This is a genomic window from Sedimenticola hydrogenitrophicus (assembly GCF_025175675.1).
In the GTDB taxonomy this organism is placed as follows: domain Bacteria; phylum Pseudomonadota; class Gammaproteobacteria; order Chromatiales; family Chromatiaceae; genus Sedimenticola; species Sedimenticola hydrogenitrophicus.
In genome coordinates this window covers 43,451-56,865 of record NZ_JANIOA010000021.1, presented here as the reverse complement: position 1 = coordinate 56,865, position 13,415 = coordinate 43,451, and the positions used below count along the sequence as shown (strand labels likewise).

Sequence of the window (13,415 nt, the reverse complement as noted above, 5' to 3'; positions counted from 1 at the left end):
AATAAATAACTACGCCGGCTTGCTGGTCTTTTTGTCCACCTTCGGCATTACGGCAAGACTTACATAGAATGTAACTACTCACGGGGTGATTGGCCTGCCTTGCCGGCCTCACACGATGGCTGGATCAAGATCGGCCAACAAGGCGGACCAATCACTCACAGACCAGGTGAGTGGTCACCATAGAACGACCATGCGCGCCTTGCCGTGCGACGTGAACGGATTCACTTATGCCGCAGGGGCAGGGATGCCCGCAGGAACTTTTTCCTTACAATCTGTCTTATGTTACGTTGAGCACTAAGCTTTCGGTCAACATTGCAACTACTTCTGACATTTCTCATATTTCAGGATCACATGGCAACAGGCAGGAGAAAAAACAGGTTCATATCCTGCACTGTAATGGTGATCTTGGTGCTGACCGTGCTGTCCAGCAGTATCCACGCCAGCCAGATTTTTCCATCATTGAACGAGCAGAATGTTTTGTCCTCGGGGTTTGATGTCGGCTACGACCATGTCATCGGGATTGACCAGGAAGCGTGTGACGAAGGCGATTACGGTCAACCACTGCATTCAGACAACTGCTGCGGGATTTTTTGTCATTTTGTCAGCCCCGTAACCCATGCCGTCGCTGCCGGCCTCGGCAAGAGAACCCACCTCAGCGCATTCGTTCCGCCACTGATCGAATCGGCGCCCTCCCTCCTGCTCAGACCCCCAATCCTTCATACGATCTGAACCAGATACCAACCCTGTTTTTCAGGCCGTGCGCACGTGCCTGTGAGTGCGTGCCTGTATGAATCGTTAGAAGGTGATACGAGATGATCCGTAGTAACGTATTAAAACTAGTCAGCAATTTACTTTTATCAAGCACCCTGCTGCTCACATTTTCTGTTTCTGCCAGTGAGGGGATGCACATGGACGATCACGATAAAGACCATGGCATGAGCGACCGCGGTGAGCATATGGAGACGGAATCCGGGCATTCATCCGGGATGGAAAGTCATGGCCACGATTTCTGGGTGACCCCACCCCCTGAGTATCGGGACAAGAGAAATGCCAACTGGAATGACCGAAATGCTGTGCTCCAGGGAATGGGAATTTTTGCCCAACAGTGCGCCCAGTGCCACGGCGTCTCCGGTACCGGGGATGGCCCCGTGGCCGTGAACCTGAGCCACAAGCCGGCCGATCTCAGTAAACATTTTCATGCCAGGGACGGTGTCAGTGACGCCTACCTTTTCTGGCGTGTGAGTGAGGGGGGCACGGTGGAACCCTTCAAATCAGCGAATTCGGCCATGCCGGCCTTCAAAGGCAGCCTTACCGAGAAGCAGCGATGGGATGTGTTGACCTATATCCATCTGCAGATCCACAAGGGGTTCCATCTCTCCAGGATGATCGATAATGAAGACGTTCACGCAACCAATGAAAGCGGATAAGGAGAGGTAACGGATGCCAGAGCCCAGGGAGGGGCTCTGTACCCTGGAGATCAGGTGCCCGCTGTCACCGCTGTCATTGGCATATCTATGTAGACGGGGAGTGTCCCGATGATTGTCCCCGGCCGTTCGCACTCCGCGAGGGACGCCCCGACTGGCCGTGCCTGCTGGGCGAGATTTCCCGTACCGGTGTGACCCCCGTCTGCTATGTTTGTGGCCCCGACAGCCTGCACCGGCAGGTGGTGCGGGCGTGTCACGGCCATCGCTGGCGGGTGCGCGCCGAGCAGTTCTAGCCCTACCCTTTACCCACAAATGCCGATGAACACGCGTGTAGGATGCAGTCCGACCCACTTATGGGTAAAGGGCAAGGCATGCCGGGAAGGGTGGGGATTCGTGGGGCCGTGACGGCCCATGCGGGCTACCGGCAGGTCTCCGTTTCCCGGGGAGCGTCGCGCGCTTCGAGTAGCGCGCCGGCCGCGTCCGGCGGCACCGGTTTGCTGAACAGGTAGCCCTGCAGATAGTCACAGCGGTGTTCGGCCAGGAAGTCGCGCTGGGTGGTGGTCTCCACCCCCTCGGCGACCACTTTCAGGCCGAGGTTGTGGGCGAGGGCGATGGTGGCCATGCAGATCTCGGCGTCGTTGCGGTCGTTCTCAATGTCGCCGACGAAGGCCCGGTCGAGCTTGAGTGTGTTGATCGGCAGCTTTTTCAGGTAGGCGAGGGAGGAGTAGCCGGTACCAAAGTCATCAATCGCCAGGCTCACCCCCAGCTGACTCAATCTGTTGAGCTGGCGTACCGCCAGTTCGGGATCGGACATCGTGGCGGTTTCGGTGATCTCCAGCTCCAGTTCCCCCTCCCGGATTCGGTGCCGCTCCATGGCCTCGCGCACGGTCTCGATCAGCGAATCCGAGTGCAGCTGCTTGGCCGAGAGATTGACGGAGATCTGCAGGGGGTTGGTGGTAGTCTGCTTCCAGATCGCCAGTTGCCGGCAGGCCTCGTCGATAACCCAGGCCCCCAGTTGCTGGATTACGTCGATCTCCTCGGCGATTGGAATAAACCGGTCGGGACCGATGAAGCCACGGACGGGGTGATTCCAACGGATCAACGCCTCCATGCCGTAGATGTGGTTGCCTTGAGTGTGGACCTGTGCCTGATAGTAGAGTTCGAACTGGTCGAGTTCGAGGGCGCTACGCAGTTGGTGTTCGATATCAAGCCGCTCCTCGGAGGCCACCAACAGACTCTCGGTGAAGAACTGAAAGTTCCTTCTGCCCTGATCCTTGGCGTGATACATGGCGATGTCGCTGTTCTTCAACAGCTCATCGATGTTGTCGCCATCATCGGGATAGATGCTGATACCGATACTCGGGCTGCTGTCGAATACGTTGTCATTGACGGTATAGGGTTGCGAAATGCGATCGATGATATTCCCGGCCAGGGTGGGTACCCGGTTGGTATCTTTCAGCCCGGTGAGCACCAGGACAAACTCATCACCACCAATTCGGGCAACAATATCACTCTCCCTGAGGCACTCCTTCAAGCGGCTGGCCACCTCGATCAGCAGCTGGTCCCCCACCTGGTGTCCCATCGAGTCGTTGATATATTTGAAGCGATCGAGATCGACAAACAGCACGGCCAGTTGCTGATTATCCCTTTTTGCCGCCAGTACGGCCTGTTCCATGCGGCTCTCCAGGCTGAAGCGATTGAGCAGTCCGGTGAGCATGTCATAGTGGGCCAGATGTTCGATTCTGGCTTCGGCCGCCTTGCGGTCGCTGATATCGGTGAAGCTGGCGATATGGAACAGGACCTCGCCGTCGGGATCGCGGATGACGGAAATCGCCGCCCATTTGGGATAGAGTTCGCCGGACTTCTTTTTGTCCCACAGCTCGCCTTGCCAGAAGCTGTTGCTCTCCAGGGCCCGCCACATCTCGCGGTAGGTACCGATGGTGGTGTTGCCGCCCGAAAGTATCCGCGGATTCCTGCCGGCAATATCCGCCAGCTCGTAGCCGGTCTGCCGAGTAAACGCGGTGTTGACGTTGATAATGTGATTATTCCGGTCCGTGATGAGTATCGCCTCGCCGCTGTTCTCAAAGGCGTTGGCATAGATCTGCAGGGTTTCGGCGATCGTTTCCGCATTTTTTTTCGCCCTCTCCAACTTGCCATGTGCGTCGGAAATGCTGTCCGCCATCTCCATCATCGCCTGGGTCAGTTGTCCTACCTCATCGCTGGAATTCCGGGTGAGGGGGGCAGAATAATTTCCCTCCGATATCGCCTGGGACCAGATGAGCAGTCGCGACAATCGTCGGGTAACGCCGCGGATCACGGCAAAGGCGATCAACAGCAGCAGGCCTCCGCCACTGATGCCGATGGCGATAGTGATATAAAGATTTTGCGTGGCGACCGACATGAGTATTTGGCGCGAAACGGCAATGTCTTCGAACTCATGACGGATCAGTTGCGATGTGATCTCCTTGATGCGGGGTACGTATTTCGATTCGACGCGGCTGAGCAGGATAAATGCGGCCTCTTTTTCAAACTCGGCACTCAGTTTGATCGCAACGCCGGTCTCAGCAAAATAGCTTCGCAGGGCAGCAGCGAGGTCGTGTGTGTATACATCGCTCTCCGGCACCGGTTGTTCTGTTGCCGCAGGGGGGGGGCGGGCACCTGGCAGGGCGTCCAGGATTTCCAGACGGGTCTGCTGTAGTTGCCGATTGATCTCCTCCATGCTGCTGAAACTTTCCGTGGTCAGGTGCCGGAGGCTCAGTGCCCGATAAGCGGTGACTCGTCGCTCTATCTGTTCGAGGTTGTGCAGCCGGATATCACCGTCAACATAGATCGTGTCCAGCGCGGCCACCGACTGCTTGAGGATGTTGGAGAAGTAGACGGTGCCGAGTAGTGAGATCAGCCCGATACCAATCATGGGGATGATCAGTTGCCGATAAAGCGAGCAGTTTCTCAGCCTTTTGAGCATAGCGGGCTATCCGCTCACATCGAAGCCGGCCGATCGGAACACCTCTCGACCGGCGTCGCCGTTGACGAATTCGAAAAACCGGCTTGCCTCGGCCCCGGTTTCGGAGGCTCCAAGCGGTGCCATGTAGTAGCGGATCTCCGGGTGCCAGGTCGGGTCGACGGCGTAGAGCGAACGCAACCGGTCCGTGAGATTGGTTGAAAACAGGATGCCGACGGTCCGGTTATCCGATTGCGCGAGTCTATCCGCCAGCAGGGTGATATGTCTTGTCGTGGTGATCTTCTGTTTTATCTGCTCCCAGATACCGGTCCGCTGCAGGGCCTCCTTTGCATAGCGGCCAAAGGGTGCCGTGCCGGGGTCACCTATGAGAATTGTTTTTACCCTGTCCGTATTCAAATCATTCCATGCCTCAAGCTTCAGGGGACTGCCGGCAGGTGCACCGACCACCAGGCGATTGCCCCAGGGACTGACGACCTTATCGGCAGCTACCAGACCACCTTTAGTCATGTACTCCATCCAGCGCCGACTGGCGGAGATATAGATATCGGCCTTGATGGCCCCGCCGCGAATACCCTTGGCCAGCAGGCCCGAGGACTTGCAGAGATAATTGATCTTGATGTCATGGGTTTCAATATAACGCGCCCCCACCGCCTTGATGGCGCTGCAGGTGGAATTGGCTACGGCAAGGGTGATTTCAGCGGCATTGCCGGGGAAGGTGGCTGCCAATGAAATGAGTGCCAAAACCGGCAAGCAGACCCGCCTCACTAAACTGCGCATAAGCGATAACCTGTCAATTGGTCTTATAGAAATAGGACAAGCAATGCGCCAAGTCTACATGAAGAGTAGGGTTAATATCATCAAACTGGTGGATGGTGCGATTAACTTTTGATTATCGAGTTCCCTTTTTCAGATAGTGAAGTGGTTCTGGCTATCTAAGAAAATAATATGCCTATCAGAGCATTTAATTCGATGGATCGGTCAGGCATTACCCGGTAGTTGCATTAATCATGATCCAACAATTTATTTCACCCCATTATCTGCCGGATGAAATAGGGCATGTTGCATGGCTTCCTGGAATGCACCGCTGGTGCAGTCCGGCATTGCGCCCCGTAGGAGGTCCGTCCCCGGGCCGATTTCGCGGCGAGGCGTCGCTACAGGTCGATTTTTACAATGCCCGGGATTACTCTCACTGACCCGACACATGGTGCGGATCCTTAGCCCAAGGGTTTCCTGTTCTCCTTGTGGACTGTTCCATTGCTGTCGATTCCGGGTACGCAGACTGATTCGGCGCTAAGCAGGATCACTTCGATCTCCTCGATAATCTCTTCCTGGCGCAGCACATTGCGCCGCTTGGCCAGTTCGTCCATCCGGCCTCCCAGGTGGTGGCCCGCCTGATCGAGATGCTGCATGCGGCGCTGGTTTTCCGCCATCAGTGCGGTGAAGAACCAGGCATTGGCAAGGGCGAATAGGTACTGTTCCAACAGCTCGCCGAGCAGTTGCCGGGGCGGCAGGTTGAGCAGCGGCGGCAGACCCCGGTCAGCGCGTTCGGCCAATGACGGCAGGGCCGGCTCACAGAGAGGTGCCTGGCTGTCGGGGGTGAAATGGATCACCTCCAGGCGTAGCGGGCCCAGTTGCCGGCGCAGCCGGTTCAGGGTCTCGATAATGTCCGCCAGCACTGCCGCCGCCTCGCCGGCCACCACGGCGCCCGTCAGGCAGACGGCATGGGGATACTTCTGCCGTATCAACCCGTTGAGGCGTGATCCGATGCTGATCAGCGGTGCGCGCAGATGATCGGGCTGCTGTTCCAGCCGGCTCAGCAACTGCTCGTTGTAGGCACCGCAGAAGCCGCGTTCCGAACCGAACAGCAGGTAGACCGGCGGCGCATCCGGCAACCCCGTATCGGGTGCGTTGAAGCGCCACACGTCATTGAGTGCATCGCGGATGGAGCTGACCACGCGCTGTTGGGTCTGGTGATAACGGGCCAGTTTACGGGTCTCCATCATGGCCAGGTTTTTCATGCTCTCCATGATGCCGCGGATCTCCTTGAACGCCTCGATACGCTCCTCTATATCATGTCGTCTGCTCATGCTCCGCTCCGCTTTCCGACCACCAATGACGAATCCATTTTTGCCAATCCTCGAGCGGGGTATCGAGTGACAGTTCACTCTGCCGGATACCCTGATCCAGCCGTTCCAGGTGATCACGCGCCCGTTCCGGCTCCATAGCGTCCAGCAGGCCGTCATTGTAGGCGATCAGCCAGACCAGCAGTTCGGTTTCGCTGCCCGGTTTGAGCCGGTCCTGTTTCAACAATTCGCGCAGGATGCGGCCGCGTTGCAGGCGTTCCTGCATCTGCGGTTCGAGTCGGGCGCCAAAACGGGTAAAAGACTCCAGCTCCTGAAACTGCAGGTAGTCGAGCTTGATCCGTGCCGCCTGTTGCTTGATCAGCGGGTGCTGGGCCTTGCCGCCGATCCGCGAGACCGACTTGCCCACATCGATGGCCGGACGCACACCGGCGGCAAACAGTTTCTGCTCCAGGTAGATCTGACCGTCGGTGATGGAGATCAGATTGGTGGGGATGTAGGAGGCGATCTCGCCCTGCTGGGTCTCGACAATGGGCAGCGCGGTGAGGCTGCCGCCGCCCTGTGCGGGCGCCAGGCAGGTGGCCCGCTCCAACAGCCGCGCATGCAGATAGAAGATGTCACCGGGATAGGCCTCGCGCCCGGGGGGACGGCGCAGCAGCAGCGAGAGTTCACGGTAGGCGCGGGCGTGGTGGGTGAGGTCGTCATAGATCACCAGGCAGTCATGGCCCTGACGCATCCACGCCTCGCCGATGGCGCAGCCGGCATAGGGGGCAAGGTATTTCAGCCCGGGGAGGGCGCTGGCCTCGCCAACCACCACGGTGGTGTATTCCAGTGCGCCGTATTCGCGCAGCCGGTCGATGATGTTGATCACCTCGGAGCGTTTCTGTCCCACCACTACATAGACACAGCGTGTTCCCCTCCCGCGCTGGTTGATGACGCTATCCAGGGCGATACTGGTGCGCCCCAGCCCCTCATCTCCGATGATCAGCTGGCGTTGGCCCTTGCCGATCGGCAGCAGGCTGTCGATCAGGCGGATGCCGGTGTACAGCGGTCGCTGCACGAAGTCACGTTCGATCATCTGCGGTGACGGTCCCTCCAGATTGCGCCGCACCTGGCCGGGGGGCATCGGTTGGCCGTCCAGGGGCAGACCCAGCGGGTCGATCACCCGTCCCAGCAGCGCCTCATCCACCGGTACGCTGACCCGCCGCCCGCCGAGCCGGACCGTGGTGCCGGCGGTCAACTTTTCCGTCTCTCGCAGCAGCACGGCAGCAAGCAGCCGTTCTCCAAGATGCAGGACCTGGCCCAGACTGCCGTCGGCAAAGTTGAGCAGCTCATCCAGTGCCGCGGACGGGAGTCCCTCGATCCAGGCGATACCATCACCGATCGCGACCAGGGTGCCGCGTTCGGCCAGGCGCAGCGCGGGCCGGTAGTCGTCCAGCCAGCGGCGCTGGCGCCGCAGTGCGGGGAATGGATCATTCGGCATGAGCGGCCTCGCTGAAGAAGCGCAGTTCATCCTGAAGGTTGGCATGCAACAGCCAGCCACCGATTGAAATGCGCAGGCCGGCGATCAGCTGTGTATCCTGGCGAAACTGCCATTGACCCAGGCTTGGACCGATCCGTTGCTCCAGGGCCTGGCGGATCGCCTGCTGTTGCGATTCATCCAGCGGCAGGGCGCTGACCACCTCGATCCTTGGAGCTTCATCGAGTCGGCCCTGATGCAGTTGCTTGAGTGCGCTTTCCGGCAGCGTCGTCAGTTGATCGATAAACAGCTGTCGCAGGCGCCGGTCCAGCTCGGGGCCGGCGAGGGTGGTGAGCAGGCGGCTGGTAAAGGCCGCCCCCAGCTGCAGCGCTTCGGTCTCGGCCTGCCGGCGCCACTGTGTCTGTTGTTGCAGATCGCGGGCCGCATGCTTGAGCCGCTGCCGGTCGAGCTCGTCGTCGAGCTGCCGCAGCCGCTTGCCGCGCTCCTGGACCAGTTCCTGCTCCAGGGCTGCCCGGGCCGCCTGTCTCTCCGTTTCCCAGTCGCCTAGGCGGGCCTCATACCGGGTCTTCAGCTGATTTGCCTCCGCCTGCTCGCGGGATGCCTGGCGCAGCTCCTCGCGGATCTGTCGGCGACGCTGTGCTATCACATTCAGTACCGGCTGGTAAAAGAAGCGTTTCAGCAGCCAGATCAGGATCAGGAAATTGACCACCTCCAGGGCAAAGGTCGACCAGTCGAGTTCCACGATGCACGCTCCTTATGGCAGCAGGTATTCCAGCAGTGGGTTGCGGAACAGCACAATCAGTACGATCACCAGCACATAGATGGCCAGCGACTCGATCATCGCCAGGCCGATAAACAGGGTGCGGGTGATCGATTTTTCCGCCTCCGGCTGGCGGGCCAGGGCGTCCAGGGCGCGGCTGATGGCCCAGCCCATCGCAATAGCCGGTCCGAACACACCGATGCCGATGGCGACCAGGGCCCACATGGTGGAGTCGGTGACAAAGCTGCTCAGTTCACTCATAGCGCTTCCTTCTGTTGTTGTAGTTGCTGTGACTGCAGGCCGCCCGCGATATAGATCAGCGCCAGCATGCCGAAGATGTAGGCCTGTACCAGGGCCTCGACGATGTGCAGCATCAGGATCGGCACCGGGGCCAGCAGCCCCGCCACCCAGAGAATCAGCAGCGCGGCCATCTCCAGGCTCATGATGTTGCCGAACAGGCGTACCGCCAGCGCCACGGTGCGGGTGATCTCGCTGATCAGGTGAAACGGCAGCAGCAGCGGGGTGGGGGTGAGATAGTGGCGCAGATAGGCGCGCAGGCCGTTGGCGCGAATGCCGAACCAGTGTACCGAGAGGAACACCAGCAGCGCCAGGGCGCTGGTGGCCGACAGGTCACCGGTGGGTGAGTGCAGGCCGGGGATCAGGCCAACCAGATTGGCCAGCACCAGATAGATCCAGAGCGTGGCGACAAAGGGTAAAACCTGGCGGGCCTGCTGTGGCGTCAACATCTCGCCGATAACGTCCCTGATCGCTTCGATTACGCCCTCGGCGGCGGTCTGCCAGGGTCCAGGCTGCAGTTGCAGGCCGCGCATCAGCAGTCGGCTTGCCAGCCACAACAGCAGCATCACGCCCCAGGTGGTGAGCACGGTATGGGTGACCGCAACCGGTCCCAGTTGAAAGAGCACGGCGGCGCCGAGTGGGTTGGACTCATTCATGGCTCTTGATCATCCAGTAGACATTGAACGCCCCGACCAGCAGACCGAGAAACAGCAGACTCAGGGTCCAGCGCATGGAGTAGCCGGCCAACTGCTCATCCAGCCAGTGGCCCAGATAGACGCCGCCAACCACCGGCAGGATAAACATCAGGCCCAGGCTGCCGAGATAGACGGTCTGCGCCAGCAGGGTCGGCCGCTCGCGCTCGGCCCGTTGCATGCGTTTCGCCTGCTGTTCGACCCGCCTGGCCAGGCGGTCATTGCCCGGTTTCATCCGCCGCGCCCCGCACCACGGCCGATGCGCCACAGGCGCAGCAGCATGGTCTGCTCCAACTGCTCGATACTGCGTCTGAACCCGGAGAGGGTCACCTCCTCCTGCAGCAACTCCTCCCGCAGCGCCTGGCTGATCCGGCTGTAGTCGACGCTGCGCAGATAGCGGCGGGTACTGATAGTTAGCCGGTTGTTGTCGAAATCGGCTACCGCTTCGGGCAGCGCCAGGTACTCCCGGTGCCCGTCCTCGAAGCGCAGCCGGGCGAGAGCGAACACCAGCGTGGTGACGAAGCGGGTATGTCCCCGCATCAGGCCAAAGCTGCCGCTGGCATCCTCGCCGACAAAGGAGACCACCCGGTCGAGCCGTTCGGACTGGGTGGCACTCTGCAACTGGATGCTGAAGCCGCTCATTGGGTTGGACGCTCCATGCTGCCGCGCATATAACACTGGGCTTCCGCTATCCCGTCATAGTGTCCGCGCAGAAACGCCTCGCAATCGGTCAGGGTGTCGGCCAGCGTTACCGTGACACCGGCGATGCCGGTGTGGGCCGCGGTGAGATGGAACGGCTGGCTCAAATAGCGTTGCAGTTTGCGCGCCCGCATGACAATGTCGCGGTCCTTCTGTGACAGCTCCTCGATACCGAGCATGGTGATGATGTCCTCCAGCTCGCGGTAGCGGGCCAGATGTTCACGTACCCCTTCGGCGATGGCGTAATGGTGGTCTCCCACCACATGCCGATCGAGCAGCCGGCTGCCGGAAAGTAGCGGGTCGACCGCCGGATAGATGCCTTGGGCGGCTTGGCTGCGGGAGAGGATCACCTTGGTGTCGAGGTGGCCGAGGATGGTGGTCACCGCCGGATCGGTCATGTCGTCAGCCGGTACATAGACCGCCTGCACCGAAGTGATCGCCCCCTGGTCGGTGGAATTGATACGGTCCTCCAGTTCCGCCACCTCGGTGCCCAGCGTCGGCTGATAACCGACGGTGGCCGGCATGCGCCCCAGCAGGCTGGATATCTCACTGCCGGCCTGGACGAAGCGGAATACGTTGTCCATCAGCAGCAGCACCTCGTGCTGCAGGCTGTCACGCAGGTATTCGGCATAGGTCAAGGCGGTGTGGGCGATGCGAAAGCGCACTCCGGGAGACTCATCCATCTCGCCGAACACCAGCAGTGCCTTGTCCATCACCCCCGCCTCGCACAGTTCGTGCCACAGCTCATGCCCCTCGCGGATGCGCTCGCCGACACCGGCAAATACCGCGCTTCCTTTGTGGAGGGTGGAGACGGCGTGGATGAACTCCATGATCAACACCGTCTTGCCGACTCCGGCGCCGCCGAACAGGCCGGTCTTGCCGCCGCGCACGAAGGGGCAGAGCAGGTCGACCACCTTGATGCCAACCGGCAGGATCTCACTCGCCCCGCGCACCTGGTGAAGAGGCCGCATCACGCCGTGAATATTGTTCATCGTAACCGGGGTGAAAGCGGGTTGACCGTCCAGCGGCCGGCCGAACATATTCAGCACCCGCCCCAGACACTCGGAGGCCACCGGCACGTGCAGGGGCGCCCCGGTATCGATGACCGGGATGCCGCGACTCAGGCCGGCGGTACTGTGCAGGGCAATGGCGCGGACGTGGTGTTCATCCAGATGCTGATGCACCTCGAACAGCAATTCCTCGCCATCCACCTTGGTAGAGAGGGCCTGGCGGAGGGGGGGGAGCCGCTCACAGCGGATCACCACCACGGGGCCCTGGACTTCATGAATAAACCCAATTACCTCATTTGGGACAGGCGCGGGCAACGGGCTGGTGTCTGGTTTTGGCATGATTCGATTGAATGGCAGTGGGGAGGGTCATCCGGCCCTGTCTCTGATCAGTTATTCCCTAAACAAATAGTAGACAACCCCGCTCGGCGGCGTGAGAAAAAAGCATAACGATCTAATGGTATTTTTACCATCGACAGGGCGGTCGAAGTGGGGCGTTATCCGGATTGCTGCACCGGGGAGCAACTATACTGGTGTGAAACTCCCATGCCGTTGTTCCCCATTGCGTGTATGGCCGATAGAGGATTTTCAGCCGGCGATAATAATTTATGGATAAACAGTCAACAGACGGGAGTTCAATTCAAACCAAACTGGAACGGCGATTTGAAAAGGTAGTCACGCCGTTTCAGTATTTCATCCGGGATCAAACCACCAGCAGTATATTGCTGATCCTCTGTACCGCTATCGCACTGCTGTTGGCCAATTCGCCATTCCGGGATGATTACCAGGCCTTTGTCGAGCTCCCCTTCGGCCTGGTGGTGGGCAACCAACTCCTGAGCATGAGCCTGCATCATTGGGTCAATGAAGCCGTCATGTCGTTGTTCTTTTTTTTACTGGGCCTGGAGATCAAGCGGGAATTGCTGGCAGGTGAACTGAGGAATCTGCAGCGGATGATGCCGGTGATTGCCGCCGCCATCGGCGGCATGGTGTTTCCGGCCTTGCTGTTTCTTTCGCTCAACTTCGGTACCGCTACGGAACATGGCTGGGGGATTCCCATGGCCACCGATACCGCCTTTGCAGTGGGTATACTGGCGCTGTTGCGACGGCGGATTCCACCCACGGCCTTCGTCTTCCTGACCGCGCTGGCCATTATTGACGATATAGGAGCCATCCTGGTGATTGCGGTCTTTTACACCGACACCATCGATTTCCTCTACCTGGCTTCAAGTGCCCTCGGCTTTGCCGCGCTATTGCTGTTTAATCTCCTCGGTGTCCGCAAATCCTGGGCCTATCTGGCAGGTGGTGTGCTGGTCTGGGGCACGCTGTACCAGTCGGGGGTTCACGCCACGGTGGCCGGCATCCTGGTGGCGTTCACCGTACCGGCGCGCCCGACGCGGGAGCCCGACTGGTTCTTGCAACGTGTACGGCGTCTGATGAGGCGTTTTGAACACATTGAACGGCAGAGTGACAGCTCGGAAAACATCCTCAGCAGTAACGATCAGCACGACCTCGTCGAGGGGGTGCAGGTGGCGGCGGAGAAGGCCACCACCCCGCTGCGCCGTTGGGAGCGGGCGCTGGAGCACCCGGTAGCGCTGTTCGTATTACCGCTGTTCGCCCTGGTGAATGCTGGTATCCCAATCTCGCCCAACACCCTCCATGCCCTGTGGGATCACGCCCTCGCTTCGGGTATCGTGCTGGGCCTGGTGCTGGGCAAGAGCATCGGCATCCCGCTGCTGGCGTGGCTCGCGGTCAGACTCCGGCTGGGTCGTCTTCCGGAGGGGCTTGATATGCGGCACATTATCGGTATCGGTATGCTGGGTGGCATGGGATTTACCATGTCGATCTTCATTGCCGATCTCGGCTTCACCCAGGCCGATCAGCTGGTCGCCGCCAAATCGGGCATTCTTGTGGCCTCCCTGTTGGCCGGGATCCTGGGCTGGCTCTGGCTACGCTTGGTCTGCAATGACAGGGCGCGAGCCTAGACCGATCGGCCCGCAATCACGGCCAAAGATG

At 59.9% G+C, this 13,415-nt stretch carries 14 protein-coding genes; 4 read left to right on the top strand and 10 right to left on the bottom strand.

Translation table 11 applies throughout. The features are described 5' to 3' along the window. Positions 1 to 408 precede the first annotated feature (408 nt). Together NPX02_RS12700 and NPX02_RS12695 are read left to right on the top strand one after the other, a co-directional pair. Complete coding sequence (locus tag NPX02_RS12700; protein WP_260293991.1) at positions 409 to 729, top strand: hypothetical protein; 321 nt, start codon at positions 409 to 411, stop codon at positions 727 to 729. 83 nt (positions 730 to 812) lie between these two features. Then, positions 813 to 1,427, top strand: coding sequence for a c-type cytochrome (locus NPX02_RS12695; RefSeq protein ID WP_260293989.1), 615 nt, complete (start codon positions 813 to 815; stop codon positions 1,425 to 1,427). 415 nt (positions 1,428 to 1,842) lie between these two features. On the opposite strand, the gene NPX02_RS21375 is transcribed toward NPX02_RS12695, so the two are convergent. Together NPX02_RS21375 and modA are read right to left on the bottom strand one after the other, a co-directional pair. Further along, positions 1,843 to 4,389, bottom strand: coding sequence for an EAL domain-containing protein (locus NPX02_RS21375; protein ID WP_305792861.1), 2,547 nt, complete (start codon positions 4,387 to 4,389; stop codon positions 1,843 to 1,845). Positions 4,390 to 4,395: 6 nt separating this feature from the next. Beyond that, positions 4,396 to 5,112 (bottom strand): molybdate ABC transporter substrate-binding protein, encoded by a 717-nt coding sequence (gene modA / locus NPX02_RS12675; protein ID WP_260293987.1) that lies wholly within the window; start codon positions 5,110 to 5,112, stop codon positions 4,396 to 4,398. Between the two features lie 4 nt (positions 5,113 to 5,116). Here modA and NPX02_RS12670 point away from each other — a divergent pair, with 4 nt between their 5' ends. Then, complete coding sequence (locus NPX02_RS12670) at positions 5,117 to 5,275, top strand: hypothetical protein (protein WP_260293986.1); 159 nt, start codon at positions 5,117 to 5,119, stop codon at positions 5,273 to 5,275. Positions 5,276 to 5,600: 325 nt separating this feature from the next. On the opposite strand, the gene NPX02_RS12665 is transcribed toward NPX02_RS12670, so the two are convergent. Genes NPX02_RS12665 through atpD form a run of 8 tightly spaced genes read right to left on the bottom strand, consistent with a single transcriptional unit; the run spans position 5,601 to position 11,744 of the window. Beyond that, entirely contained in the window at positions 5,601 to 6,473 is an 873-nt protein-coding gene (locus NPX02_RS12665; protein WP_260293985.1) for a F0F1 ATP synthase subunit gamma, read from the bottom strand. Continuing rightward, complete coding sequence (locus tag NPX02_RS12660) at positions 6,457 to 7,950, bottom strand: F0F1 ATP synthase subunit alpha (protein WP_260293984.1); 1,494 nt, start codon at positions 7,948 to 7,950, stop codon at positions 6,457 to 6,459. Before NPX02_RS12660 ends, NPX02_RS12665 begins: the two co-directional genes overlap by 17 nt. Beyond that, positions 7,940 to 8,689: a F0F1 ATP synthase subunit delta gene (locus tag NPX02_RS12655; RefSeq protein ID WP_260293981.1), complete on the bottom strand. Its 750-nt coding sequence runs from the start codon at positions 8,687 to 8,689 to the stop codon at positions 7,940 to 7,942. The genes NPX02_RS12660 and NPX02_RS12655 overlap by 11 nt, the downstream gene beginning before the upstream one ends. Positions 8,690 to 8,701: 12 nt before the next feature. Beyond that, complete coding sequence (atpE, locus tag NPX02_RS12650) at positions 8,702 to 8,968, bottom strand: ATP synthase F0 subunit C (protein WP_260293979.1); 267 nt, start codon at positions 8,966 to 8,968, stop codon at positions 8,702 to 8,704. Beyond that, positions 8,965 to 9,660, bottom strand: coding sequence for a F0F1 ATP synthase subunit A (locus tag NPX02_RS12645; protein WP_260293978.1), 696 nt, complete (start codon positions 9,658 to 9,660; stop codon positions 8,965 to 8,967). Before NPX02_RS12645 ends, atpE begins: the two co-directional genes overlap by 4 nt. Continuing rightward, positions 9,653 to 9,931 carry an AtpZ/AtpI family protein gene (locus NPX02_RS12640; protein WP_260293977.1) on the bottom strand — a complete coding sequence of 93 codons (279 nt, stop codon included), beginning with the start codon at positions 9,929 to 9,931 and terminating at the stop codon, positions 9,653 to 9,655. Before NPX02_RS12640 ends, NPX02_RS12645 begins: the two co-directional genes overlap by 8 nt. Beyond that, positions 9,928 to 10,338 carry a F0F1 ATP synthase subunit delta/epsilon gene (locus NPX02_RS12635; RefSeq protein ID WP_260293976.1) on the bottom strand — a complete coding sequence of 137 codons (411 nt, stop codon included), beginning with the start codon at positions 10,336 to 10,338 and terminating at the stop codon, positions 9,928 to 9,930. The genes NPX02_RS12640 and NPX02_RS12635 overlap by 4 nt, the downstream gene beginning before the upstream one ends. Further along, on the bottom strand, positions 10,335 to 11,744 hold the full coding sequence (gene atpD, locus NPX02_RS12630) for a F0F1 ATP synthase subunit beta (RefSeq protein ID WP_260293975.1): 1,410 nt from the start codon (positions 11,742 to 11,744) through the stop codon (positions 10,335 to 10,337). Before atpD ends, NPX02_RS12635 begins: the two co-directional genes overlap by 4 nt. A gap of 266 nt (positions 11,745 to 12,010) precedes the next feature. On the opposite strand from atpD, the gene nhaA reads away from it, so the two are divergent. Next, positions 12,011 to 13,384 carry a Na+/H+ antiporter NhaA gene (nhaA, locus tag NPX02_RS12625; RefSeq protein WP_260293973.1) on the top strand — a complete coding sequence of 458 codons (1,374 nt, stop codon included), beginning with the start codon at positions 12,011 to 12,013 and terminating at the stop codon, positions 13,382 to 13,384. Positions 13,385 to 13,415: the final 31 nt, after the last annotated feature.

Bases quoted from the DNA above. Each gene is read 5' to 3' on its own strand.
- NPX02_RS12695 (WP_260293989.1), top strand. From the start codon at position 813: ATGATCCGTAGTAACGTATTAAAACTAGTCAGCAATTTACTTTTATCA.
- NPX02_RS21375 (WP_305792861.1), bottom strand. From the start codon at position 4,389: ATGCTCAAAAGGCTGAGAAACTGCTCGCTTTATCGGCAACTGATCATC.
- NPX02_RS12670 (WP_260293986.1), top strand. From the start codon at position 5,117: ATGAGTGCCAAAACCGGCAAGCAGACCCGCCTCACTAAACTGCGCATA.
- NPX02_RS12665 (WP_260293985.1), bottom strand. From the start codon at position 6,473: ATGAGCAGACGACATGATATAGAGGAGCGTATCGAGGCGTTCAAGGAG.
- NPX02_RS12660 (WP_260293984.1), bottom strand. From the start codon at position 7,950: ATGCCGAATGATCCATTCCCCGCACTGCGGCGCCAGCGCCGCTGGCTG.
- atpE (WP_260293979.1), bottom strand. From the start codon at position 8,968: ATGAGTGAACTGAGCAGCTTTGTCACCGACTCCACCATGTGGGCCCTG.
- NPX02_RS12645 (WP_260293978.1), bottom strand. From the start codon at position 9,660: ATGAATGAGTCCAACCCACTCGGCGCCGCCGTGCTCTTTCAACTGGGA.
- NPX02_RS12640 (WP_260293977.1), bottom strand. From the start codon at position 9,931: ATGAAACCGGGCAATGACCGCCTGGCCAGGCGGGTCGAACAGCAGGCG.
- NPX02_RS12635 (WP_260293976.1), bottom strand. From the start codon at position 10,338: ATGAGCGGCTTCAGCATCCAGTTGCAGAGTGCCACCCAGTCCGAACGG.
- atpD (WP_260293975.1), bottom strand. From the start codon at position 11,744: ATGCCAAAACCAGACACCAGCCCGTTGCCCGCGCCTGTCCCAAATGAG.
- nhaA (WP_260293973.1), top strand. From the start codon at position 12,011: ATGGATAAACAGTCAACAGACGGGAGTTCAATTCAAACCAAACTGGAA.